This window comes from Paracrocinitomix mangrovi (assembly GCF_019740355.2).
Taxonomy (GTDB): Bacteria; Bacteroidota; Bacteroidia; order Flavobacteriales_D; family Crocinitomicaceae; genus Paracrocinitomix; species Paracrocinitomix mangrovi.
The window spans coordinates 1,354,890-1,381,736 of sequence record NZ_CP091819.1; the positions used below are offsets into that span (position 1 = coordinate 1,354,890).

Here is a 26,847-nt window from a genome sequence, read left to right on the forward strand (position 1 = left end):
AATGAATAAAACAATTTCAATCAATATAGCTGGATTTGTCTTCAACATTGAAGAAGAAGCTTATGAAAAGTTAAGTAGCTATCTGGAATCAATCAAACTCAATTTTAAAAATGAGCCCGATTGTGAAGAAATTATGGCCGACATTGAGGCACGCATTGCCGAACTGTTTCAAGAAAACTTATCTGATCGCAAAGAAGTGATAGTAGAAAAAGACGTTGACCAGATTGTTGAAATAATGGGTAGTCCTGATGACTATGTTGCTGAAGAAACAGCTGATAATTTTAATGGTCATGAATCCTCAACGGAAAAAGAAGAGGAAGCAGAATACGTTGAAGCCGAAGAAGTAAAAAGTGAAGACTATCGCGGTAGACACAACAAAAAAAGACTTTTTAGAGATGAACAAGGCGGAACCATTGGAGGAGTTTGTGCCGGTTTGGGATGGTTTTTTGGATTAGATCCTGTTCTCATAAGATTAGCTTTTGTACTGCTAACCATTTTAGGTGGTTCAGGAATTTTAGTTTACATCATCCTATGGATTGTAATTCCAGAAGCTAAAACAACTGCCGAAATTCTTGAAATGCAAGGTGAGCCAATTAACCTGGGTTCCATTAAGGACCATGTTAAAGGAATGAAGGATGACGTAAAAGATAGTTCCAGGAAAACGGGGAAGAAAATGAAACACGCCGTTAACAAAGGCGTAAGGGCGGGTTCTCGTATGGCTAGATCACTATCAAAAATTGTAGGTGTTTTCTTAATTCTTGGCGGAATTGGCGGGATACTTATCCTTTCCATTCTACTTTTCGGGGATTCAGGTTTAGTACCATTATTTGGTGGAGAACAAGTTGAAGATCTTACAACATTATTAGACATTATCTATCCGGACGGAAGAAGTGGCTTAGTTTATGTATCCATCATAGTAGTAATTCTTATTCCTATCGTATCATTTATTTTTGTTGGAACCAAATTACTTTTTGACATCCAGGGAAAATTCAAACGAGTTTCTATCATTACTTCAATTATCTGGACCATTGCTTTATGCTCACTTGTTTTAACAGGTATTGAGTTAGGAATGAACTTTAGAAATGAAGTAGAAATTGATTTTGATGTCCCGGTTTATGTTGACTCAACAGAAACAATATTTGTAGATGCAGTTACAGATGATGTCTTCTCTAATTACATTGAATATCAACAGGTATGGAATTATACTGAACTCATTAGAGTACAAAATGAAGAAGTATATCTTGGATATCCTGAATTGAGAATTGTTGAAGCAAAAGATTCTGGTGATTTTCAGGTAGTACTTTATAAATCTTCAAACGGTAAATATCATAAAGAGGCTATAAGAAAGGCTGAAGATATTCGTTATGAGATCAAAACAAGCAACAATCAAATTAAACTTGCCCCTTACTTTATCATCAGTAAAGAAGAAAAAATGAGGAACCAAAAGGTAATTGTTGAACTCAGAGTTCCTAAGGGTAAAAAAGTTAAATTTGGAGATAATATTGACCGCATTTTGGTAAAGGTAAGAGACAACTATTACCGCCATAACGAAAGCTTTTCAAACACTACATGGATTGCAGGACGACATGGCTTTGAGTGCACAGAATGTGAAGATCGAAGAGTTTATCATGAAGGAATCAACTTCTGACAAGAAAAATATCTTAATACTCCCAAGATGGTATCCCAATAAAACAGATATCCAGCTTGGGAGTTTTATTCAACAGCAAGCACTTTTACTAAAGGATAATTTCAATATCGAAGTTATTTATGTTCAGGCCATTGAAAACCAAGGTCAGGTTTTTGATATTGAAACAGATAAATCCAACGGAATTACAGAACATACTGTCTATTTCAGATCTGCTAAAGGTCCTTTAAAAAAAATAATTAATGCCAGACGCTACAAAAAAGCTCAGCAAATGGCGTACATCATTGATGTTTTTAAAGCAGATTTGTGTCATGTTCACGTTCCTTATCGATCTGCATTTTTAGCATTGAAGTTAAATAAACAAGGAGTGCCATTTGTAATTACTGAGCATTGGTCCGGTCATCTTACAGGTGCATATCAACAAAAAAATCCAGCTGATAAAAAGCTTTACCAAAAAGTACTGGCAAAATCGGCAGGAATTTCAACCGTAAGCAAACTTCTACAAACAAGTTTTAAAAAGAATACAGGTTTTAACTCTGTTGTAATTCCTAATCTTATCAATTCTGTAAACAGTAATAGTCCATTTAATTCAGAAAATATTGAAATATTAACTGTTGCAGATTTATATGATGAAACTAAAAATTTGAGTGGATTAATTGAGGCTTTTAAAATTGCTTTTGAAGAAAACTCCGCACTCAGACTTTCCATCATAGGTGGAGGCCCGGATGAAGAAAAATTAAAGGACTTAGTGAACTCTTACAATCTATCAAATGAAGTAAAATTTCTTGGAAGAAAACCTTATGAGGAAACACTGCAATCCTATTCAAACTGTCACTTTTATATTTGTAACTCAAATTTTGAAACCTTTGGTATGGCAGTAGCAGAAGCTTTAAATTCAGGTAAACCAGTTATTTCTACAATGTGTGGTGGTCCAGAGGAATTCTTAAATGATAATAACTCAATACTAGTGAATGTAGGAGATACTGACCAATTAGCTACAGCGATACTAAGGATGGCAGATTTATTTCAAAATTTTAATAGCAGTGAAATACAGGCTGAAATAAAAAGTAAATTTGGACCTGAAATTATCAAATCTCAATTGACTGAATTTTATGACTCAGCCATTCACAATTCGTCCGTTTCAAAAAAGTGATGTAAAACAGATTCTAGACATCTACAACTATTACATTCTTAATTCTACCAGTACTTTTGAGGAAAAAGAACTGACTGTTACTGAACTCTCTGAGCGAATTGAAAGTATTACCAAAAAGTACCCATACTTGGTTTATGAAGTGAATGGTGAAATTCTTGGATATGCATATGCTAATATTTTTAGAACACGTGTAGCTTACAGATACTCTGTAGAAACAAGTGTTTATGTGCATAAAGATCATTTTAGAAAAGGAATAGGTTTATCACTTTACAAAGCTTTAATTCCTGTTTTAAAAGAACAAGGATTTAATTCTGCAATTGGCGGATTAACCTTACCAAATGATGGAAGTATTAAACTACATGAAATGTGTGGTTTCAAAAAAATTGGAGAGTTTAAAGAAGTAGGATTTAAATTTGGAAATTGGTATGGTGTTGGGTTTTGGCAGCTTATGCTACAAGAAGATTAAATCATAATATAAGTACCGTCCTGAATTTTAGCTAAGACAATTTTAACCGGATCATTATCGGTATACTCAAATATTTCTTTCGGAGTAATCACCCTCAACACATCCATAGATACTTTGTATTCAGATTCTATCCTTTTAGTTTCCTTTTTAATTTTTGTAGGGATTTTCTTTTGATATACTCTAAAATCTAAAAAGCTTAAATGATATTTTGCACAAATTCTTTGAATGGTATTGAGTGAAATGATTCTATTCGATTCTTCAAACTTAAGTCTCTGAAGATTATTCATTTCATAACCCAATAATGAAGCACTTTGAGATAAAATCTGACGCTTATCTTTTTCAAGATATTGTGCTTCCTCTAAAATCTTTAATTCAGTCATTGCAAATCTAAAACATCCGCTTACAATATTATAAATGAGAGATTTACTGAAATTTAATTCCAGATTATTAAATATAAAAAAAGGTGTTATCAAATTGATAACACCTTTCACTATTTTTAGCTTTTATTAAGCATTTTCGGCCAATTCCATACCAAAGGTATCAGCCATATAATTGTCATAATCATCTGCTTTTTGGAACAATTCTGCCAATATTTCTTTTCCTGATTCTTCATTTAAATCAGCATCATAAATAATGGTTCCTAAAACAATGTTTTGTTGATTTACACTAAAACTCAATGCTTCAAGATCATAATTTTCTTTTAACATGTAATCATATAAATTGGCAATGTTTTGCTTAGGAAGTGAACCTAAAACAGCATCACAATAGATAAATCTGTTTTGAGTATTGTGCGTTATTTTTATTAATGCACTACCCTCTTCTATATCCCAAGCGGATTTACCTACACGAGACAATTTTACATCTTTACCAATTGAAGTTAAAATGCTCTCCATTGTTTTTGATACACCTTCTGGATTGTAAGGAGTTGAATCAAATTCAGATAAATCAAATTTATTTCCACAATGAGGACAATATCCATCTTGCAAAGAATCCTTTGTTACAAGATTCGTACAAGACGAACATTTAGACGCTCTTTGGTTTTGATATCCTTCATCATATTCTCTCAAAATATCATTTAAGGTAACAGAAGGCAAAGCAAAACCTAAGCTTTCACCATCTCTAAAAATAAATGTATTTACACCTACTACTTCTCCCCTTTCGTTAATAAGTGGACCTCCACTATTTCCAGGGTTAATCGCTGCGTCTACCTGAATGTAATCAACGTTGTTGAATTTTCTTTCAGATTTAGAAACGATACCTTGTGTAGCTGTAAATCTCAATCCAAGCGGATGTCCAATCGCAATGATTTTTTCTCCAGCATTTACTTTCTCATTTGAAATTGTGACATGTCCACTTTCATCAAATCCATCAGGAACTCTTAAAAATGCAATGTCATTTAGCGGATCTGTATAAATTACCTGTGCGAGGGTCTTTTTAAAATTCTCTCCTCTAATCACCACTTCTTCGCTTCCTGCAATTACGTGACGATTTGTAACAATCAATCCTTTATCTTTTACAATAAATCCAGAACCAGAGCCTCCCGGTGTATGGATCTGAACGATAATATCTTTATAGCTGTCAATTACTGCTTCCATTTCTCTTTATTTTGACAAGTTAATTTTATCTAATTCCAATATCAATGAATCTATAAACAACGGAATTGAAGTATAATTCAATGTTCCGGTGTTAAATGCCAAGTGAGGAAAATCCTTTTTAGCATCTTTTACTATGTTGTTTATTTCATTTGAAATTTTACCACCATCTAATTGACCATTATTGTTCAATCTAACAGCAGACCCACATTTTTCATAGTAATCAGGATTCATAACCGCCATGGCAACATTCAATATCTTAGATACCGGGTAAACCATACCATAGTTAAAGAAAGCATATGACACCATATAGCTATAGATAGCTTCTACCATTTGAGGATAGTTATTATCTCTGTACCAACCAATTTTATCGCGTTCGTTGAACATCATATCCATTACAGATTTGTGGGTGGCAGGATTGGCCAAAGCAAACGTTGCTTTAACATCATAAATTCCTTCCATCACTTTCTCTTTTGGAGTATTGATAATATTGTCAAACTCATCAATAATAGAAACGTTTCTTTCTTGAGTAGTTTTATTGTCTTTAGCAAAAAACATTCTTTGAATACGCTCTAACGCATCAGTTAACTCACCTTGAGGCTGAATCAAATAATCAATTTTATAAGTTAGATTCAACAATAAAAAGGCAATACCACCCGACATAAAGTTAGGATCATGTTTCGCAATTTCTTCTTTTGTAGACTGAATCATTCCTACCAAATACTCATATTTAGCTTCCTTAATATCTGCAGGAAGTTCAATAATTGAATCAGTATCAAATTCTTCTAATGAAGAAAACTCTTGAGTTAACAAGTCATCTTGCTGATCTGCTTTTCTACACAATTCTTTTAAGGCATCATACAATTTACCTGGAGATGCATCTATTGCATGAGAACTAAACTTCATTACCACTACATCATCTTTCATGGCAAATTTTGAATAATTCAAGGCATAGTTAATAGACATTAACTTTCTCATTACCGGAATTGTATGATCAGGCATTTTTACGATTTGTGCTTCTGCATAAAATCTGTTAGCATCACCTTTTCCTCTTACAACTTTAGATCCCTGTGTGATTTCAAATTCTACAACGTCTCCATTTCTATTAATGGTCACATTGTCTACTTGGGGATCTCTCAAATAAATTAAGAATTGCTCAAAAGAATCTACATAATTTTTTTCCTTAAAGCGGTCGTTTGCATTTTTCCATGCATCTAGCTGTGTTTTGTTTTTGTTGATATCTGTATATCTCCCAAAACTCACTAAACCACCTGTTGAAGATTGAGTAGTAGTCGATTCAGAGGTAGCTTGAGCACCGCTATCGCCTCCGAACATTTTTTTAAATAATGACATATTGTTTACAATTTAGGGATAGACAAGATAGTAAATCCTGTCTATTAACAATATGATTTTTACGATAAAATTATGTTAAGTTTAAAAATTGATAATCAATAGATACCATTTTGATATCAAATTACCTTGAAAGTAAAACGTGTCCTACTAAATGAACAACTTCTCCATTCGTTTTAGCAAAGCTAAATTGCCAAATGTATATTCCTTGTAATGCTGGATTTCCTGTCCTCTGATCTATCCCATCCCAAACAGGGTCATTTTCCTGTACGTCATAAATGACTTTTTGATTCCTGTTATAAATTGTAAGATGAGCTCCCCAATAATCACAATTAATAATGGGCTTAAAAACTTCATTAAAAACATCACCATCAGGTGTAAATACATTAGGAACATAATATTGACATGAAATATCCTCCAAACAATCACTAACAAATACATTCACTTCCACCGTATCAGATGTACCAATTAATAAATATGATGTGAACTCATAAATGGTGTCTTTAAAAATTGCTGAATACGATAAAACAGAATCCGGTTTACTCGCTAAAACCCATTTGAAAGTGGTGTCACCTTCAGCTTTTAGGAAAAATGAAGAGCCAGAGCAAATATTATCTGTTCCAACATACGTCAACTGACACTTTGAAAATAAATGTATGCTACAAAAAAATAGGGTAATTAGAATACTTTTCATTTTGGGCTATTTGTTTCTAAAACAAACTCCCACAACAAAATGTTACATTTAATTGATTACGGCTTTACACGAAGTGTTTGACCAATTTGAAGAATATCAGTTTCCTTCATATTGTTCAACTGGCAAATCTTGCTGACTGTTGTGCCATACTTCAAAGCAATAGCGTAAAGTGAATCACCACTTCTCACCTTATGTGTTCTGGCATCTTTATCAACCTTATAGGTAGATGAACCTCCACCAACATCATGTCCTGATGAAGAACTGTGTCTTGAACTACCTGGAACAAATATTCCTGAATGAACTAACAGGTTATCATCAACATATTTTTCTTCAAAATTGAACAAGTGTTCAGGATTAATAGGATTATCATAAAATCTAACTTCAAAATGCAAATGATCTCCTGTTGATCTACCGGTATTTCCTCCAAGCGCAATAGGCTCTCCGGCTTTCACTTCTTGATTAGGAGCTACTAATAACTCTTCACAATGTGCATAATAAGTTTCTAAACCATTATAGTGTCTAATGATTACAAGATTACCAAATCCTTTTTCATGCATTTGAGCATAACGAATTTTACCATCAAATGCTGCAACAATCGTATCTCCTGTTTCTAAATCAATGTCAATTCCGTTGTGATTTCTCCCTTTTCTGTATCCAAATCTTGATGTAATTCTGCCATGAAAAGGAATTGCATAATTTTGATGCACTGTATCAATCGTACACAGCCAAACTGTATCCTTCATATTCTCAACCTCATTTGTAGTACAAGTAATAGTTACATCAGTATTCCAATAAGATTTAAATTGCATTGATGAGTCAGATTGAACAATTTCTTCAATTCCAGGACACAATACACCGTCAAAATCTCTGTCATGCTCATATTCCCAAGTTCTATTAGCATAGATAAACATCTTGCCTTCTGGCGTATCTAAAGTGTCAATTGGAATTCCTGGTTGTGCAAAGGCACCAAGATTTATTATCAAGGTAATAAACAATAATCCAGCGTTCTTCATCCCTCTAGTTTTTCAAGGTTCGGCACAAAAATATTCATTTTAATTCAATGTTAAACACAGGAACTTTTGATTTTCTAACAGTTAACAGTTATTAACACTCATTTTGATCTAAAAAATTAGTTAACATAATAATCATTTCAAAAAAGATGTCAATCAAGAAACTTAACGTATCTTTGCACCAAATTTTACGACCACATTTTAATCCTGTCGTGTTTAGTTGTGTGCCCATTTATTCGGGATAAGGATTGAGATGAGGAAAGGGAACACAAAATACATATGGAATTTAAAGAATTAGGATTGGGTGAAGAATTACTCGCCGCAATCAATGAACTAGGTTTTAAAGAACCTACTCCTATTCAGGAACAAGCAATACCACACTTATTAGAAGATCCTACAGATTTAATTGGATTAGCATCAACAGGAACTGGTAAAACAGCATCTTTTGGTTTACCGCTATTACATTATGTGGATCTGGAAATGAATCATACACAAGGACTGGTGATAGCACCAACTAGAGAATTGTGTATTCAAATCGCTAATGATCTGGAAATGTTTGGTAAAAGAATGAAGAAACTAAAAATAGTTTCTGTTTACGGAGGTACCGACATTAGAAAACAAATAAAAGAATTAGAAAGAGGAGCACAAATTATCGTAGCAACTCCAGGAAGATTAGTAGACTTGATCAACCGTAAAAAAGTTCGAATCAATGATATTGATACTGTAGTTTTAGATGAGGCTGATGAGATGTTGAACATGGGATTCAAAGAAGACATTGATACCATCTTAAAACAGACTCCTAAAGATAAGTGTGTATGGTTGTTTTCTGCAACTATGCCTGATGAAGTTGCCAGAATAGCCAGAACTTACATGGTGGAACCTTTTGAAATTACAGTAGGTTCAAAAAATGTTACAAACAAAAACATTGAACACCAAGCTTACACTGTAAAAGAAAGAGATAGATACTTTGCTTTAAAGAGATTGATTGATTTCAATCCAAATATTTACGGATTAATTTTCTGCAGAACGCGAAGAGAAACTGCTGAAGTTGCAGATAAATTAATGGCAGAAGGATATTCGGCAGAACCATTACACGGAGACTTATCTCAAGCACAAAGAGATAGAGTAATGGGAAAATTCCGTGATAAACATATTCAGATTTTAGTAGCAACTGATGTGGCGGCAAGAGGTATTGATGTGGATGATATTACACATGTGATTCACTATAAACTTCCTGAAGATGTTGAAAATTACACTCACCGTTCAGGAAGAACAGCTAGAGCTGGTAAAAAGGGAATTTCTATTGCATTGATCAATACTAAAGAAGGTAGAAAACTAAAGAGTATTGAAAAAATCATTCAAACCAATTTTGATATTAAAAAATTGCCTACGCCTGACGAAATTTGCGAAAAACAACTTTTCAAATTAGTTGAGAATGTTGAAAACGAAGTTGTAAACGATAAAGCAATTGATAAATATCTACCTGAAGTCATGAAAAAATTTGATGACTTAACAAGAGAAGAAATTGTAAGAAAATTTATCTCAGTTGAATTCAACAAGTTTTTGAATTACTATGCAAACTCTAAAAACCTTGATGCAGATTTTAATGAATCTAAAGGAAAAGGTAGAGACGGTAGAGATGGAAGAGAACGCAGAGACAATAGAATGGATGATGACAAAGAAAGATTCTTTGTTAATCTTGGAAGAAAAGATGGCCTTAATCAAGGAGCTTTAGTGAGATTAATTTGTGACAATACAGGATTGAAAAATAAATCAATTGGTCGCATTGATATCATGAATAACTTCTCATTTTTTGATGGAGATAAGGAACACAAAGAAACCTTTATAAAAAAACTTCAGGATGTGAACTTTGAAGGAAAATCAATGAATGTAGAAGTAACAAAAGACGGTGGAGGAAAAGGTGGAAATGGTAAAAAGAAAAGAAAACCATCTTCCAAAGAAAGAAACCGCAGAAGAAAATAAACAGCATTAGTATTTAGTATATAAAATGGAAATTAGAAACATTGCAATTATTGCACACGTTGACCACGGTAAAACCACATTGGTAGACCGTATGATTGAAGCCGGTAAAAACCCTATTAAAAGTTCTGGTGAATTGATTATGGATAGTAATCCACTTGAAAGAGAAAGAGGTATTACTATCACATCTAAAAACGTATCCGTTTTTTATAAAGACACCAAAATCAATATCATTGATACACCGGGTCACAGTGACTTTGGTGGAGAAGTTGAACGTGTACTTAATATGGCAGATGGCGTTTGTCTACTTGTAGACGCATTTGAAGGTCCTATGCCTCAAACAAGATTTGTTTTACAAAAAGCGTTAGAATTAGGTCTTAAACCATTATTGGTTATCAACAAAGTCGATAAAGAAAACTGTACGCCTGATGAAGTACATGAAAAAGTTTTTGATTTGATGTTTGAATTAGATGCTAATGAAGAGCAATTAGAATTTGAAACTGTATATGGTTCAGCTAAAAATGGATGGATGTCTACAGATTGGAATAAACCTACAAATTCAATTGACACTATTTTAGATACTATTTTGGATTATTTCCCACCTAGAAAATTTGACGAAGGAAATACACAAATGTTGATTACATCTTTGGATTACTCTTCATTCGTTGGTCGTATCGCAATTGGAAGATTGACTAGAGGTACGTTAAAACCTAATCAACCTGTGATTTTGGCTAAGAGAAACGGAGATTTGGAGAAATCAAGAATCAAAGAAGTTTTTGTTTTTGACGGATTAGAGAAAAGAAAAGTAGAAGAAATTCAGGTTGGAGATATTTGTGCCGTTACTGGTATTGAAGGTTTTGAAATTGGAGATACTATCTGTGATTTTGAAAATCCTGAGCCATTAGCTTCTATTAGTATTGATGAACCTACTATGAGTATGTTGTTCACTATTAATGACTCTCCATTCTTTGGAAAAGAAGGGAAATTTGTGACATCAAGACATATTCACGAAAGATTAGAAAAAGAACTAGAGAAAAACCTGGCTTTAAGAGTAGGTCAAACCGGTTCAGCTGACAAATGGAACGTTTTTGGAAGAGGTGTAATGCACTTGTCTGTATTATTAGAAACCATGCGTAGAGAAGGATATGAAGTTCAGGTTGGGCAACCACAAGTAATCATTAAAGAAATTGATGGTGTTAAATGTGAGCCTATTGAAGATTTGACTATCGACCTGCCGGAGGAATATTCTGGAACTGCAATTGATGCTGTTACCAAAAGAAAAGGTGAAATGGTAAGCATGGAACCTAAAGGTGAACGTATGATTTGTAAATTCATTATCCCTTCAAGAGGGTTAATTGGATTGAGAAGTTATATGTTAACACAAACAGCTGGTGAAGCTATCGTAACTCACAGATTCATAGAGTATCAACCATATAAAGGAGATATTCCTGGTAGAATGAACGGATCTTTGATCTCAATGGAGACAGGAACAAGTATTCCTTATTCTTTGCACAATTTGCAAGATCGTGGGAAATTTTTCGTTCAACCAAACGTCAATATATATGAAGGGCAAGTGATAGGTGAAAACTCTAAAGCAGGAGACCTTGTTGTGAACGTTACTAAAACAAAGAAATTGAGCAACATGCGTACTTCAGGAGCTGATGAAAAAATGAAAATCGCTCCTCCAAAAGAGTTTTCTCTAGAAGAAGCTTTAGAATATATTCAGGAAGATGAATATGTTGAATTGACTCCTGAATCTATTCGTTTGAGAAAAATTTTATTGAAAGAAACAGACCGCAAAAGAGCTGGAAAATAAGTCTTTATCAGGCTTTATTTTCTGGCCTGATTTTGGTGGGTTTAGTGTGTAAGTTGTTGATAACATTGTTAATAACATTGAAAAACAACTAGTGATTCGCAAAGGGTTCCTTTTATTTTTGTTAGGAGCCCATAGCGAATGGGACATTAATTAAATTGAGGTTCTATGTTTGATGATGATGAAGAAGAAGACGGTTTCGATTCCCAATTCTACAGCGAATTAGAACGGTTCGAAAAAATGCTTGAAGATAAAGAAGCTTATTATTTTGATTCTGAAATTCTTGAGCAAATAATCGATCATTTTATTATAAAAAATCAGTTAAAGAAAGGATTGACAGCAATTGAATTTGCTCAGGATCAACATCCTAACAACAATACTTTTGAACTTAGAAAAGCACAAATATTTTCTACAACCGGTAAGTTGAAGGAGAGTTTACTGATTTTACAACAATTAGAAAAAAACGAACCTTTCAATACTGAGGTATACGTTACCAAGGCAAGTGTTTTTAGTCAACTTAGAGATCATGAAAATGCTATCAAGTATTTTGAAAAAGCAATAGATATTGCCTCTGATCAAGAAGAAGACTGGGAAGTTGAAGATATTAGATTTGATTTGGCATTGGAATATGAAAGTATTCACGATTATAATAATGCCATAAAAGAGCTTAAAAAATTACTACAAGCTTCTCCCGAAAATGAATCCGCAATTTATGAAATAGCTTATTGCTATGAGAGAATTGGTGATTTTGATAAGTGTATCGAATATTATCAAATGTATATTGATAACAATCCTTATTCATTTACTGCCTGGTACAACTTAGGTAACATCTATTTTCTTAAAAACAATGTCGAAAAAGCTCTTTGGGCTTATGACTACTCTACAATCATTAATGAAGAATTTTCATCTGCTTATTTTAATATGGGGAATACCTATATGCAAATTGGTGAGTATCAAAAAGCACTTACTGCTTATGCAAAATGTATAGATATAGATGGTGATGATGCTTTGACACTTAGCTATCTTGCAGAAGCTTATGAACGTCTGGAAAGATATGACGAGGCTTTGGAATACTATGAAAAGTCAAAATCTATCAATGATGAATTGGCTGAACCATGGTTAGGAATTGGTATTATCAAAGAACTTCAAGGCTTTACAACTGAAGCCATACAATATCTTCAACGTGCAGCAGAATTACAACCCGAGAATGCTAATTACAGATTAGTGTTGGCTGAAGCACTTTATAAAGCTGAAAGATTTATTGAAGCAGAAAACGAATTGGAAACAGCTCTTCAATCAGATCCTAAATATGCAGAAGCAATCATTTTATTGGCGAGAATTAAAGCTGAGTTTAGCATTGAAGATGCAGTAGATTATATCGCTTCACTTGAGCACTTAAGTGATCTAGATTCCAGTGTAAGAATTTTCTTTTCTGTTCTACTTTGGCAAAATGGTCAAAAAACAGAATCACTTTTAGTTTTCAAGAAGGAGTATTTGATTGATGCTAATTCAGCAAAAACACTATTTTTGCACTTTCCTGAAGCACAGGAAATACCTGAATTTCTTCAAATACTTGATCTGAATAATGACTAAAAATTTTCACCTTACCCACATCCCTAATAGACCGGAACAACCAAGAGAATCTGGTGTTACAATGGTAATGGATAAAGGCTTAAGCCTTTCAGAGGTTGAGAGCATGCTTGAAGCAAGCGGAGATTATTTTGATATCGCCAAATTTGGTTTTGGTACCGCCTACGTTGCCAAAAATTTGGAAGAAAAAATCAAATTGTACAAAAGCGCAGGAATTCGACCTTATTTTGGAGGTACTTTGTTTGAGCTTTTTATTGCTAGAAACAAATTCACAGATTTTAGAAAATTACTCGATAAGTATGATCTGGATCTTTGTGAAGTATCTGATGGTTCAATAATTATTCCTCACGATAAAAAATTAGAATACATCAGCAAGCTGTCAAAAGACAGAACTGTAATGTCTGAGGTAGGATCAAAAGATGCCGGAATCATTATTTCTCCAAACAAATGGATTAAAATGATGAGCTCTGAATTGGAAGCCGGCTCATGGAAGGTTATTGCTGAAGGAAGAGAAAGTGGTACCGTTGGAGTGTTTCGTCCTAATGGAACTGCACATACTTATCTTATCAATAAAATTATTGCAAAAATTGACCCTTCTAGTATTCTTTGGGAAGCACCTAAAAAAACACAACAAGTTTGGTTTATTAGATTATTTGGCGCTAATGTAAACCTTGGAAACATTGCACCAAATGAGGTTATACCTTTAGAATGCTTAAGATTAGGATTAAGAGGTGATACATTCTTTGAATTTTTACCTGAAAAAATTGGTCAGACACTGAAACAACAACAAGACGACTCAGAAGAAGAATAGCATGAGTAAAGACAAAAAGAGATTCTTCGGTCTTGTCGCTAGAGGACTAGGAATGGGTGCTGCTGATGTAGTTCCGGGTGTTTCTGGGGGAACCATTGCATTTATCACAGGGATATACGAAGAGCTACTTGAAACCATAAGTGGCATTAAATTTTCGCTTCTTAAAACTTGGAAAAAAGAAGGCTTTAAAGCCATGTGGAAAGAATTGAACGGTAATTTCCTTCTAGCCATTTTTCTAGGTATTGGAATTAGTATCGTTTCATTTGCCAAGTTGCTTAAATACCTTTTGGAACATCATGAAATTTTATTGTGGTCGTTCTTTTTTGGATTGATTATATCTTCCATTTGGTTGGTAGGAAAAACGGTTAAAAAATGGTCAGCTATCAATATTTCAGGATTATTGATGGGAGCTATTGTGGCTTATGTTATCACAGTGGTTTCACCTTCGTCAGGCACTTCTAACCTATTCTATATCTTTTTATGCGGAACATTAGCTATAAGTGCAATGATATTACCGGGAATTTCAGGTAGTTTTATATTGTTGCTATTAGGAGTTTACACGACAATTCTTGGTGCAGTTAGCGGAATCATTGATTCGTTAAAGGACAAAAATTGGGAAATGCTTTTTGACCAGGGAACAATAATTGCCGTTTTTGGAGTAGGATGTGTATTTGGCTTATTAGCTTTTTCAAGGCTTTTGAATTATCTATTTAAAAGAAATAAAGATTTAATAATTGCCATATTAACAGGTTTTTTGGTGGGATCTTTAAATAAAATATGGCCCTGGAAAGAAACCACTGAATGGGGAATCAACAGTCATGGAGAAAAAATCCCATTAGTTCAAAAGAACATTAGTCCACAAACATATGCTGATATCACAGGTACTGATCATCAAGCTTTATTCGCTATTCTATTGGCAATCACTAGTTTACTACTTGTGATAGGGTTAGAATTTTTCTCAAAACGTAATAATAAAATAACAGAAAATTAATTTTTTAACAACTAGAACGTTGAATGTTGTTTTATTCCGGGAGAAAATGTCGTACTTTGCGGTCAAATAATTAAATCACTCAGTTTTGCCTTTTAAAATTCTGACAATCACCATTTTCGCTTCACTGTTTTTTACTTCTTATGGTCAAGATAGTCCAAACTATTATGCTCAATTTAAAGTATTGACAATTACCCAAAAAGAAGAAGCGCTGAAGATCGATAAAAAAATAGCTACAAAAAAAGGCATAATCTCAACACATACAGATCATTTGACTAGTACTTTTTTCTGCACCATGACTGGAGATGTAGATTATGATATGGATGATTTTACCAGCTGGTTTAGCAAATTAGGATATGAAATCACCTGTTTTAACAAAGGAATTCAAGGGGATGACAGAATGATTTCACCTCATGAATTGAAAAAGTGTGAAAAATCTAACATTGCTCAGTAGCAGTGTTATAAATACCTGTTATATGCAAGAAAATAAAAAGATGAAGCAACCACAGGGGATTAAAATCGTTTAGCTATTGAACCTACGGGTTTGCCTTAAACTAAATAAAAAGATTACTACAATTAAACTAAAAAAAATGAATTTGAAATTAGCTTCTTTGTGCTGCGTGCTGCTTTTCGGGTTAAACCAGACGTTTGCTCAAGATACTGTGTGGTTTAACTACACAGGTGCAGTTCAAACTTACGACATTCCGCCTTGTGCATCTCAAGTATATGTTGAGATGGCAGGAGGTTCTGGAGGTGCTCAGGGTCCTCAGTTCAATCAGGGAGACGGAGCAGTCATTACCGGGGTTCTAACAGTTCCTCCTGGATCTACAATTGAGATTTGGGTTGGAGGTGCTGGAGGATGCGGAAACGGATCCGGCGGATTTAACGGTGGTGGAAATGGCGTAAATAACTCTTACACTTATGATGCCTGTGGTGGTGGTGGAGCCTCTGATATTAGAGTAGGTCCATACACAATGGGAGACAGAATCGCAGTAGCTGCCGGTGGTGGTGGTGAAGGCGGTGGTGGTGGAGGTATGGAGCCTTCAGGTGGTGACGGAGGATGCGCTACAGGATCACAATCGACAATGTTCTCTTGGGGAGACCCAGGTTTTGGAGGAACTCAAACTGCAGGTGGTGCCGGTGGTGCTGCTTGGGGTTCAGGAAATGGCGGTCAAGCCGGATCACTTGGACAAGGTGGTAACGGTGCAGTTGACCCATGCTACAATATCGGTCCCGGTGGTGGGGGCGGTGGAGGCTACTACGGTGGTGGTGGCGGTGGTTCTGACTGCTGGGCTGGTGGTCACCTCGGTGGAGGTGGTGGAGGAGGAGGATCCTCTCTAGTTCCGCTTGGTGGTGGATGTAATGCCGGTGCAAACAATGGTGATGGTTATGTAATGTTAGTAATTGACGGATGTACTGAGCCAACCATTTGTGCAGGTGATACTACTGTTATCGATATGACAGATGCCATTCCAGCGAACGTTACTGGATATTCATGGTCACCAGCTGCTGGTGTTGCCAATCCTAACGGAGGACCAATTATGGATGTTTTCCCTTCAGATTCTGTAGTTTATACAGTAACCGTTACTACAACTACTGGTTCGTTTGACTTAACTTACCCTGTACATGTTGTGCAACCTGTAACACCTGATGCCGGATTAGATGATTCACTTTGTCATTCTACTACTTCAGGAGTTGCTTTAAATGCTACATTATACAATGATGGTGCAATGTACTGGACAATGGGGTCTGCTTCTACTTTTAGTGGTGGAAATGGAACAGCTATTTTCCAACCTTCTACTTCACCTAGTACAACTGCTTTAGTTAACTTACCTGGTTACTACGGATTCGTAATTCATGAAGAAGATACCAACGGAGTTTGTCCTGAAGGAACAGATACTGTTATGGTTTATTATTCAACTGAATCACACACTACAACATTTACAGATCCAATTTGTTTTGGAGCTTCTGATGGAACTATTACTGTTACATCTGACAATACTGCAGCATCAGGAAATTTAGGTGCTTCAATATTTACAGTTGATAATGGTTCAGGACCAATCACTCAAAATAACGGAAACTTCACAGGATTACCTTCTGGTACTTATGATGTATATACTGAAGATTATTTAGGATGTTCATTCTCATCTCAGGTAACTTTAACCGACCCACCTCCTATTGTGATGAGTTTGGTTTCTTCAGATACTACAATATGTATCAATGGTACTGCAACCTTAGTAGCTTCAGCTTCAGGTGCACCTGCGGGAAGTGGATACATGTACTACTGGACAGCTTCAACGGCTAATACTAATAGTGTAAGTATTACACCAAACCCTCCAGGAGTTAACTTTAGCTCGGATGTATATGCTATCTCAGATGAAGGTTGTTATTCAGATACTTTGACATTGAATGTTGATCATTATGAAGCTATTTTAGCTCAGATTACTGAAAACGATTCAGTATGCCCTGGATATGATTCACAACACAATGCATTTAACATTATTGGTGGATACTTAAACGGATTACCTGATTATACTTATTCATGGACAGCAAATGGTTCTCCAATGGCTAATATTTCAGATAATATTGATGAGAATCCTACTACTAACACTGAATATTGTGTTACTATCAATGATGGTTGTGAAACTGATCCAATTACTTTGTGTACTTGGACAATTATGAGAGAAGTACCTCAACCAATCTTTACAACTGATGAAACAGAAGGATGTAATCCGTCTACTTTCATGTTCTGGGATTTAACTGATGTTGCTCAACCTGGAATTACAGATTCAATTCACTGGTTTATTAATGGTGTACATTATAACTGGGACAATACAATGGTAGATGATACCTTATCAATTGAATTCAATCAGGTTGGAACTTATGACGTATATATGGAAGTTTATTCTCAATATGGATGTCACAATGACACAACTATCTATGAGTACATAACTATCCATGATGTTCCGGTTCCATTGTTCTATATCAATCCTAACCCTACAAACATGTTTAATACCGGAGTTGATATGAATAACGTAACAGCTGGTGCTAATAATACTTACCAATGGTATTTCCCAGGATCTGTTACACCTGGAACTTCAACTGTTGAGAATCCAAGTGCATTATATCCTGAGGGAGTTGTTGCTGAGTATCCGGTTCATTTAGTTGTAACTAACGAATGGGGATGTGTTGACTCAACTACTGCCTTGTTAGATGTTGTATCAGATGTATTATTATATGCTCCAAATATCTTCACTCCTGATGGTGATGATTACAATGAAAGTTGGAGAGTTTATATTGATGGAATTGACATTTATGACTTCCACTTAACTATGTTCAACCGTTGGGGAGAACCGGTTTGGGAATCTTATAACCAAATCGCTTCATGGAACGGAAGCTACGGTGGAGGAGCTTTAGTGCCTGACGGAACTTATGTATGGGTGATTGAGTGTAGAGAAATCAACACCGATAAGAAATACGAATTCCGTGGACACGTAACTGTTTTGAAATAACAATTATCTAATTCATAAAAAAAGCCTTCTGGAAATTCCAGAAGGCTTTTTTGTTTTAGTATTCTTCTGCTAATGTATTTTCTACCATTTGTTCTAAATCCGCCAATTGGATTTCAATAAAATCCCTCTTCTTAATAATGTATCGATTCCAAAATGATTTAAACTTTACATCACTTAGCTTATCAGCAAAATAATAATAGTGACCTTTCTTTTCAACAATTGCAATAACAAGATCGCTAGTTGTTGATCCACATGGATAATATTTGCTTTTATTAGATTTAATTAAATCACCACGTCGTACAATGTTGGGATCTTTTGTAACAAGATATCCCTTACTGTAGTCAAATCCTTTTGTTTTTACAACCAAGCCCTCATCAGCAAATAAGCTTTTTAACATGTTTTTTGTATTAGCTATCATTTCTGCTGCAGGTGATAAAACAGGAGCGTCTAAATTAACGCTTGGCATACTCCTGGTTTTAAATTCATAATAACCCTCATTCTCATTAAATGTTAATGGTGTATCAGATTCAACCCATGTAGTATCTCCATTAATCACTTTTATATCATACAACTTAAAACTTGTATCTAAATCATTTGCAGGAATTCTAACTGTAATTTCTTTATCCAAATCAACAGATTGACCTTGAACAAATGCATTGGCAAATAGCATTCCTCCTGATCGCAAGCAAGAACCTCCATCAGTTATAGTAGCCAAATTCATACTGATCATTGATGAAAGTGAATATGATTCCTGAATCCTAAAATTCACCTCACTGTTTTCAAATTCTTTAAAAGAATTTGGAGGAATTATCAATTGAGTTCCTTCTTTGCCATATATTATTAGATCTTCCTCCTTTTCTTCTTCAATAATTTCCTTTTCAATAACAGGATCCTTAAAATAAATGATCATATCAACTCTCCTATTTTTTGCCTGTCCAAAACTGTTTGAATTTGAAAATGCGGGCTTTTCTTCACCGTCATTTACCACAGTTTTTATTTTATCTTCTACACCAACTGTTGACAACAATTCTATTACCGTTCCCAATCTGTTTTTTGCAAGTGTTTTATTGTAACTATTTCCAGCATGATGATCTGTATGTCCGGTGAGTTGAATTTTAACTACCTCTTTTCCATTTAGCTGATTTTGAATCCTACTTATAAATTCATTTTTAGAAATTTCATTCACTTCATACTTGTCAAGATCAAAAAATATAGTGTCACAATAAGTGCTTTGCCCATTTGAGATAAAATGTGTCATTATAATAACCACGAATATTGTTAGCTGCTTCATAATTTTAATTTTTGATGTTTTTTCTTTGCAATCCCAACAATTGAAGAATCAATTGTATCCGGCATAGTTTTTATGTTGGATTTTTAAAATGGTAACCAAAAGCTTAAAAAGTATCTCTATTTTTACCACCTATGAAGAACAAACTGAAAGCAATATTTTTTAAGCTTCGCTTTAACTTAAGTGCATCCAATAATTTTTTGTTTATGATGTACTACAAGTATTTTTATAAGCCGAAAGATGGAAGCATTGAATTGCTATTAAGTGATTTTTCAAAAAAAATAGGAACCTCTTTTAATGTCATCCAGATTGGTGCAAATGATGGGATTACTCATGATCCAATTCATAAGTTTATTAAAAGAGATAAATGGAATGGTGTTTTACTGGAACCTCAACGCTATGTATATGAGGAATTTTTGAGTAAAATTTATAAGAAACATTCCAACATTCATACTTTAAATGCTGCTTTAGGTGAAAAGGATGGCAAAGCTAAAATCTATAAAATTGGTTTCACAAATGCCAGATGGGCAACCGGATTGACTACATTCGACAAAGCAACTCTTGAAAAAGCTTTTACAAATGGTCATGTTCAAAGAAAATGCAGTAAAGAAGGCACTCAAATCCCAGAGGATAAATCTTTGCATATAATTGAGGAAGAAGTTGAAATTATAAGTGCTGCAAGTATTATTAGTAGATACCATTTTGAACATATTCACTTATTAATGATAGATACAGAAGGATTTGACTACGAGGTAATCAAAATGTTTAATATCTCTAAAAACAAACCTGATTTGGTAATTTATGAAAAGAGTCACTTAAGTGAAGAAGATCAAGTGGCTTGTATTCAACTTTTAAAAGATAACGGCTATAAAGTGTTTTCACAAGATGCAAATACGGTGGCATTGCAAGCATCAATTGAAGGATTTGAGACTTTTTTTAACTAATTATCAGAAGGATCAAAGTTTTCGTCTATCTTGTATTGTTGCGAAATCTCTCCTGTCAGCCTCAACAAGTCATAATGCGTTTGAAGTAAATCATACAAGCGGTCATAATAGTTAAGAACAGCTTGCTCATAGCTTAATTTAATCGCATTTAAATTAAACACGTTTATTAATCCCAGATTGTACTTTTCTTTACCTAGATTCCAAAGTTTAGATGCATTCTTTAATCTTTCAACTGCCAAATTTTTAACTTTTAATCTCGTATTGTACAGCTCAAAATTTGAACGAAGTTGATGAGATAAATTTAATTTCATCTGTTCAATTTCAATTCCTGCCAATTCTTGTTGCAACTCAGCAATTTGAACATTTCTTTTTCTGTTCATCCCTTGAAACAAGTCATATCGCAAATTCACCGTTGCATTGTGCGACCAAGAATTAGTATTAGCACTAAAGCCTTGATCTCCATACAATCTAAAATATCCAACCGCAGGAGTAGTTGAAAGATTCAAAGTAATAACAGGATAGTAAGCACTTTTTTTAGCACTTACCTCAAGCTCTTTAAGTTCGTAATTAATGAATTGATTCTTTAAACTAACATTATCAGACATCATTCTAGTTTGCAGTTCTTCATAAGTGATAACAGGAACTGAAAAATTCAATGAATCTGTCAAATTATATTTAACACCTACATCTTCAGCCATTATCATATTCATATTGCGCATAGCATTATTATACGACAATTCTTGAAGTAGTAAATTAGTAGAATCAGTATAAATTTGATTTTCAAACTCTAACATATCCAAACTTGTACTGATCCCCATCTCACTCTTTATTTCAAAATAATCACGTTCCTTTCTTGCATAATCTAATACTTCTGTTAATACATCCATCTTTCTTTGCTGAACCACCGCACTATAATAAGCCAGTATGACATCATGTATTGTTGATTCAATAACGATAATCGCATTTCCTCTAGTTTGGGCCTGCAATGTTTCAAACCGTTCTTTATTGATCTTAATAGCAAAACCACTAAACACTGTCCACTGCATTTGTAATGAAGCCTGAAGATTATCATTTAATAATACACCCGGAAAAAAAGTTGCCGGATTGTTGGTATTATCCTGTAAAGCCGTATTATTTGTAACATTAAGTGAAAAAGTAGGAATCAATCCAGCTTGTCCCCATGAATTTTGAAGTTTTGCAGCTTGATAATTCCCCGCAATTAATTGGATATCAAAATTCTTTTCAAGGGCTTTTTTTATGGCACCCATTACCGTCAAGTCTTCTTGAGCATAAAGACTTCCTGTCATGAATAATATTATTAAAAGCAGGTACTTTTTCATTACTCTTGTTCTTTTTCAGCTTGATGTTTCTTGTTTAGCAGGACAGGCTCCAATTCTCTTCCCGGACCGATATTCTTGTTTCCCCAAATAAGTTTAATAATATGATTGAAAACCATCTTTGGAAAAAACACCAGAATCGGCATTAAAAACAAGGCAATTAAATACAAAAATTGTGTTGCCACTAATAACAATATTCTAGGTATAGATTTCGCAACACCTGATGCTTCTTCCAAACGTGTTTGATCATTTTTAAATACTTCTTTGTCATTCAACACAAAGTTCCAAACTCTTCTCATATCATTGTGCACCATTATCACAGTTGGAAAGAAGAATAAAATAAAGAATGTACCGAAAATCAAACCAAATGCAATACTAACTGCCATTGGTATCAAGAACTGTGCTTGAAAAGAAGTTTCTGTAATAAGCGGAAGTAATCCAGCCACTGTAGTTACAGAAGTAAGTAAAATTGGTCTAAATCTGGATTTTGCAGCATCAACTACTGCTTCTCTCACTCCCATTCCTTCAAGAATATTCCTGTTATAAGTATCTAAGAAAACTATTGAGTCATTTATCAAGATTCCGATTAAGGCGATCATTCCGAATGCACTTAAAATAGATACCGGCATCCCAACAATTGAATGGCCCAAAATTCCTCCAGCAACACCGGCAGGAACGACAATCAGGATTAATAAAGCCTGCCAAACAGATGAAAAGTTCAATGACATTATCAATATCATTACAATGAACAATATTGCCACATTTATTTTCATTGAAGTCAAAGCTTTTTCACTTCTCTCCCCCTGTCCTCTTTGAATCACATCTACACCTGGAAACTCCTGATTAATTTTAGGCACAACTTCTTTCACAATCTTACCATTAACCTCCCCTACTTTAGTTGGATCGTCTACACTCGCGTCTACAACAATTTCTCTTCTTCCATCTCTCCTTTTTAAACTTACAGGTCCTCTTTCAATATGGTAAGTTGCCAGTTCGGTCAGCAATATCTGCTTGCCATCTGCAGACTTAATACGGATATTCTTCAGGTCTTGCTGATTCTCTCTGTCTTCTTCAGCATATCGCACCCACACCTTTACTTCATCCGTACCAATAATAACTCTTTGAGCTTCTTGACCAAACACACCTTGCCTAACTTGTTTTGTCACCTCAAAAATTCCCATTCCGTAAAAATCGGCTTCAGGCTTCATTTCCAAATTAATTTCCTTTCTTCCCAAAGGTTCATTATCCTTAAGGTTACTTACTAAAGGTAATTCAGCTAAATATTCCTTAAATCGATCTTTGGCAGCTCTAATTTGTACATCATCATTTCCTGTAAACGAATACTCAATTGGTTTTCCGAAGTTATTGAAGCCATTTCCAATAAAAAAGTTGGTCGCAATCTGCGTATTTTCAATTTCATGGACCTTTACCTTTATTCTTTCAATCAATGAATCTACCGGAGTCTTTTTTCCTTCTCCTTCAATGGTCATATTAAAAGTTCCAGTATGAAAACCGGATTCACCAATATTTCTGGCACTTCCAAGTATGATTGAATAATCTGATAAAAGTGTATCACCTGTTGCCTGAGCTAATTCCATATTAGCTTCGTTCACCTTGTTTTCCGCTTCCAATAACCAGGTCTTTGTAATCTCTTTACCTGTACCTTGCTCAAAAGAAATTTCCATTGAAATTCTATCCGGCTTTATTTCCGGGAAGAAAGTGTAATTAATCATTCCCTTCACACTGAAAATGATAACGAAAATGGTAAACACTAATGGCAACAATACATAAAGTCTGTACCTACCCAATACAAAATCGAGCACGTCCATAAAAACTTTATCCTTCACATAATTAATCGCCGCAGTTATTTTGTCACGAATTTTAAATCTCAATGTACCCGGAGTAGTTTTGGATAATACTGACTTACTTGCCAAGTGAACAGGCAAGACAACAAATGCTTCAATTAAAGAAAATGATAGTGCCAATATTACTACAATTGGCATCTCACGCATCATTTCCATTCTATCTACAAATAGTAAAATTGAAAAGGCAGCAATCGTTGTTAAAACAGAGGTAAATACAGAAGGAATCACCTCCATTGTACCGTCCAACGCAGCTTTAAATGGCCCTTTTCCTCTTTCAAAATGTGAGTAAATATTCTCCGCAATTACAATTCCATCATCCACCAAGATCCCCACAACCAATATCATCCCAAAGAGTGAAATCATATTAATTGTAAGACCTAATGCACTGGCAATTATAAACATTCCCAAAAACGAAAAAGGAATTCCAAAAGCCACCCACATTGACAGTTTTGTTGAAAGGAATAGTCCCAGCACAATAAGCACCAAAACTAAACCTACAACTCCATTACTTGTCAATAAGTTAATTCTATCCTGAAGACTTGCATTGTACTCATATTGCATATACAACTCTGCCTTGTCATTGTTTTTGTTGTAATCTTCAATGTATTCCTTAAGAAACTCTGTTATGGCTCCCAAATCTTGATCTGGTGTCTTTTTTACATCAACTGATATTGCAGGGGTTCCTTGTGAAAATACCTCAACTGAATTTTCAGAAAAAGCTAATCTAGCATCTGCCACATCTCCAATAGTTATTTTATTTCCTTCTGGACTTGTGCGCAATACAATTTTCTCAATTTCTCTAGGGTCGGTTGTGCGTTCACGTGAACGGATTACTAATTCTTCTTCATTATTTCTTAATATACCACCTGTTAAATCTTGATTGTTCTTCTGAATAGCTAATGAAATCTCATCTATTAAGATTCCGTATTTCAAAAGGTCATTTTCTCTAACATCTATTACCAACTCTAATTCAGGGAATCCATTTAATTCTATAATTGAAATAAGACCACTGGCATAAAGATCATTTTCAATTTTATCCGCTTCCTTTTTTAGAATCATCAAATCGTCATTACCCTTTAAGCTCAGGGTTGCGACTAATTCTGACATTGGATTAGATTTCAGCTTTTGAATAACCGGTTTTTCTGCACCATCAGGAAAAGAGTTAATGCTATTTACGGCATTCTCTACATCCTTGTACATTTCATCCATGTCAGCATTTTCCAATCCTTTGATGGTAATTGATGCAAGATTTTCTGATGAAGTAGAACTCATGTAATCTACACCATCTATTCCTCGCAACGCTTGCTCAATTTTGATAGTAACACCGTCCTCCATCTCTTGAGGAGAAGCTCCGGGATATACTACATTGACCAAAATTGTACGCGGATCCAGCTCAGGAAAAAATGACTTGTTCATTTTAATCAAGCTGTAGGCACCAAACATCAATGTTACAATGATTAACGCATTGGCCCAAATATGATTCTTTATGAAAAACTGAACAATATTCCTCATTGCTTACTTTATCAATACACCATATTTTGTGGTGCTATTGTAATTTCTTACTTCTTGCGTAATAACAATCTCATTGTTATCCACCCCATTGATGAACAGACCTTTATTGTTTTCGTTTAACACACTAACTGTCCTCGTACTTAAGGTAGAATCTGATTTATTGTAAATCATTACCTCATTTTCTTTTACAGCAGATAAAGGGACTCTGAATCCTTTAAATACTCCAGTTTCATTGATAGCTACTTTTAAATACTCACCTTCAATGAATTTATAACCATCTAATGGTTTTGGTTTTATATACGCTTCAACCGATTGTGTACTCTTATTGATTACTTCAGAGATTCTGCTCACTTTTCCTTTACCTTTCAGTTCTCCGCTAGTTGTAAAGATGTCACACTCTGTTCCTATTTCAATATTATCAACACTTGAAGCAGGAATTGAAACCGCTATTTCAAAATTTTCTGTTTGTGCCAAGGTTAAAACTTTTGTTCCGGGATTGATAACTGTATAATCAGATACAAAAACAGCTGTTACCACGCCTGAAAATGGTGCATAAACATGAAATTTTGCTAATTGCTCTTCTAAGGCTTTTATGGCAAAATATTCAGTAAGTACATTTCTTGTTGAAAGGAATATTTTTTCCTTTTTCGTTTTCCAGGCAGGTAAAGTTGGTAGACGCTCATTAAGTTTGATGTCACCTATGTAGTCATTCCATTTATCAAATTCAGAAGGAAAATCAATTTTGATATCCGGTAGTAGTTGAGCAATGATATTTATAAACCCGCTTTTTCTTGCTCTTAAATTATACTGAGCTTCGGTATCGTTAATACTAAATATCAATTCTCCTTTTTTGAACTTAACTCCTTCTTTGAGTTCCTTTCTTCCCTTCGATAGTTTTCCTTGAACTTCACTTGAAATATCCACAGAGTTGAAAGCAGATATGGTTCCATACCCTTCAACATTAAATTGTTCTTCAGTGATCTTTACTTCAGAGGCTTTTAAAATTGGAACTACTGTCTCTATTTCAACCTCTTCTACTTCATCTTTAGAAAAATCAAGACTTGAAAAAATCAAAATGTTGATTCCTACAAAAATGGCAATGATAACGACGTGTCTAACTTTCATATCATGAAATTGATGCGACGCTAAATTACAGATAAGCAATATAGAATTCACAAAACTCTGAATTATTTCAATGAAGCCTACAACTACTTTATTCAAAGCTGTGTAATCTTCAATGAATCTATACTAAACATAATTTGCGATAATCGCAAATAATTATTTAGTCAAGCGAAAT

At 34.4% G+C, this 26,847-nt stretch carries 20 protein-coding genes; 11 read left to right on the forward strand and 9 right to left on the reverse strand.

Features of this window, described 5'->3' with window-relative positions:
* Window position 1 precedes the first annotated feature (1 nt).
* From K6119_RS06055 to K6119_RS06065, 3 genes are read left to right on the forward strand one after another with little or no spacing between them, the layout of a single operon-like run.
* A complete protein-coding gene (locus K6119_RS06055) occupies window positions 2–1,648 on the forward strand; it encodes a PspC domain-containing protein (protein ID WP_221836673.1) in 1,647 nt (548 codons plus the stop codon).
* Window positions 1,629–2,798, forward strand: coding sequence for a glycosyltransferase (locus K6119_RS06060; protein ID WP_237828112.1), 1,170 nt, complete (start codon window positions 1,629–1,631; stop codon window positions 2,796–2,798). The genes K6119_RS06055 and K6119_RS06060 overlap by 20 nt, the downstream gene beginning before the upstream one ends.
* Window positions 2,758–3,264, forward strand: coding sequence for a GNAT family N-acetyltransferase (locus K6119_RS06065; RefSeq protein ID WP_221836679.1), 507 nt, complete (start codon window positions 2,758–2,760; stop codon window positions 3,262–3,264). Before K6119_RS06060 ends, K6119_RS06065 begins: the two co-directional genes overlap by 41 nt.
* Here the strand turns inward: K6119_RS06065 and K6119_RS06070 are convergent.
* The 5 genes from K6119_RS06070 to K6119_RS06090 all read right to left on the reverse strand — a co-directional run bounded on the left by K6119_RS06070 (window position 3,261) and on the right by K6119_RS06090 (window position 7,913).
* On the reverse strand, window positions 3,261–3,644 hold the full coding sequence (locus K6119_RS06070; RefSeq protein ID WP_221836682.1) for a hypothetical protein: 384 nt from the start codon (window positions 3,642–3,644) through the stop codon (window positions 3,261–3,263). The two genes, K6119_RS06065 and K6119_RS06070, sit on opposite strands and share 4 nt — an antisense overlap.
* Before the next feature lie 126 nt (window positions 3,645–3,770).
* The gene (locus K6119_RS06075) at window positions 3,771–4,859 is read right to left on the reverse strand and encodes a trypsin-like peptidase domain-containing protein (RefSeq protein WP_221836685.1); all 1,089 of its coding nucleotides are present in this window, start codon (window positions 4,857–4,859) and stop codon (window positions 3,771–3,773) included.
* A 6-nt stretch (window positions 4,860–4,865) separates the two neighbouring features.
* Window positions 4,866–6,209 (reverse strand): T3SS (YopN, CesT) and YbjN peptide-binding chaperone 1, encoded by a 1,344-nt coding sequence (locus tag K6119_RS06080; protein WP_221836689.1) that lies wholly within the window; start codon window positions 6,207–6,209, stop codon window positions 4,866–4,868.
* Window positions 6,210–6,330: 121 nt separating this feature from the next.
* Complete coding sequence (locus K6119_RS06085; protein WP_221836692.1) at window positions 6,331–6,900, reverse strand: T9SS type B sorting domain-containing protein; 570 nt, start codon at window positions 6,898–6,900, stop codon at window positions 6,331–6,333.
* 56 nt (window positions 6,901–6,956) lie between these two features.
* Entirely contained in the window at window positions 6,957–7,913 is a 957-nt protein-coding gene (locus K6119_RS06090; protein WP_221836695.1) for a M23 family metallopeptidase, read from the reverse strand.
* A 276-nt stretch (window positions 7,914–8,189) separates the two neighbouring features.
* Between K6119_RS06090 and K6119_RS06095 the strand changes: the two genes are divergently transcribed.
* The 7 genes from K6119_RS06095 (at window position 8,190) to K6119_RS06125 (ending at window position 18,604) form a co-directional block, all read left to right on the forward strand.
* Window positions 8,190–9,893 carry a DEAD/DEAH box helicase gene (locus K6119_RS06095; RefSeq protein ID WP_221836698.1) on the forward strand — a complete coding sequence of 568 codons (1,704 nt, stop codon included), beginning with the start codon at window positions 8,190–8,192 and terminating at the stop codon, window positions 9,891–9,893.
* Window positions 9,894–9,918: 25 nt separating this feature from the next.
* Window positions 9,919–11,706, forward strand: a complete 1,788-nt coding sequence (typA, locus tag K6119_RS06100; RefSeq protein ID WP_221836701.1) for a translational GTPase TypA — start codon at window positions 9,919–9,921, stop codon at window positions 11,704–11,706.
* Window positions 11,707–11,871: 165 nt separating this feature from the next.
* Window positions 11,872–13,296 carry a tetratricopeptide repeat protein gene (locus tag K6119_RS06105; RefSeq protein WP_221836704.1) on the forward strand — a complete coding sequence of 475 codons (1,425 nt, stop codon included), beginning with the start codon at window positions 11,872–11,874 and terminating at the stop codon, window positions 13,294–13,296.
* Window positions 13,289–14,104 (forward strand): phosphosulfolactate synthase, encoded by an 816-nt coding sequence (locus K6119_RS06110; protein WP_221836706.1) that lies wholly within the window; start codon window positions 13,289–13,291, stop codon window positions 14,102–14,104. Before K6119_RS06105 ends, K6119_RS06110 begins: the two co-directional genes overlap by 8 nt.
* Before the next feature lies 1 nt (window position 14,105).
* Complete coding sequence (locus tag K6119_RS06115) at window positions 14,106–15,095, forward strand: DUF368 domain-containing protein (protein WP_221836708.1); 990 nt, start codon at window positions 14,106–14,108, stop codon at window positions 15,093–15,095.
* Between the two features lie 85 nt (window positions 15,096–15,180).
* Window positions 15,181–15,546, forward strand: coding sequence for a hypothetical protein (locus tag K6119_RS06120; protein ID WP_221836711.1), 366 nt, complete (start codon window positions 15,181–15,183; stop codon window positions 15,544–15,546).
* A gap of 136 nt (window positions 15,547–15,682) precedes the next feature.
* Window positions 15,683–18,604 carry a gliding motility-associated C-terminal domain-containing protein gene (locus K6119_RS06125; RefSeq protein WP_221836713.1) on the forward strand — a complete coding sequence of 974 codons (2,922 nt, stop codon included), beginning with the start codon at window positions 15,683–15,685 and terminating at the stop codon, window positions 18,602–18,604.
* 55 nt (window positions 18,605–18,659) lie between these two features.
* Here the strand turns inward: K6119_RS06125 and K6119_RS06130 are convergent, their stop codons facing one another.
* Window positions 18,660–19,895, reverse strand: a complete 1,236-nt coding sequence (locus K6119_RS06130) for an OmpA family protein (RefSeq protein ID WP_221836716.1) — start codon at window positions 19,893–19,895, stop codon at window positions 18,660–18,662.
* A gap of 131 nt (window positions 19,896–20,026) precedes the next feature.
* On the opposite strand from K6119_RS06130, the gene K6119_RS06135 reads away from it, so the two are divergent.
* Window positions 20,027–20,836, forward strand: a complete 810-nt coding sequence (locus K6119_RS06135; protein WP_221836719.1) for an FkbM family methyltransferase — start codon at window positions 20,027–20,029, stop codon at window positions 20,834–20,836.
* On the opposite strand, the gene K6119_RS06140 is transcribed toward K6119_RS06135, so the two are convergent.
* Genes K6119_RS06140 through K6119_RS06150 form a run of 3 tightly spaced genes read right to left on the reverse strand, consistent with a single transcriptional unit; the run spans window position 20,833 to window position 26,675 of the window.
* The gene (locus tag K6119_RS06140) at window positions 20,833–22,176 is read right to left on the reverse strand and encodes a TolC family protein (RefSeq protein ID WP_221836722.1); all 1,344 of its coding nucleotides are present in this window, start codon (window positions 22,174–22,176) and stop codon (window positions 20,833–20,835) included. The genes K6119_RS06135 and K6119_RS06140 overlap by 4 nt on opposite strands.
* A complete protein-coding gene (locus tag K6119_RS06145) occupies window positions 22,176–25,550 on the reverse strand; it encodes an efflux RND transporter permease subunit (protein ID WP_221836725.1) in 3,375 nt (1,124 codons plus the stop codon). Before K6119_RS06145 ends, K6119_RS06140 begins: the two co-directional genes overlap by 1 nt.
* A 3-nt stretch (window positions 25,551–25,553) precedes the next feature.
* Complete coding sequence (locus tag K6119_RS06150) at window positions 25,554–26,675, reverse strand: efflux RND transporter periplasmic adaptor subunit (RefSeq protein ID WP_221836728.1); 1,122 nt, start codon at window positions 26,673–26,675, stop codon at window positions 25,554–25,556.
* Between the last annotated feature and the right edge of the window lie 172 nt (window positions 26,676–26,847).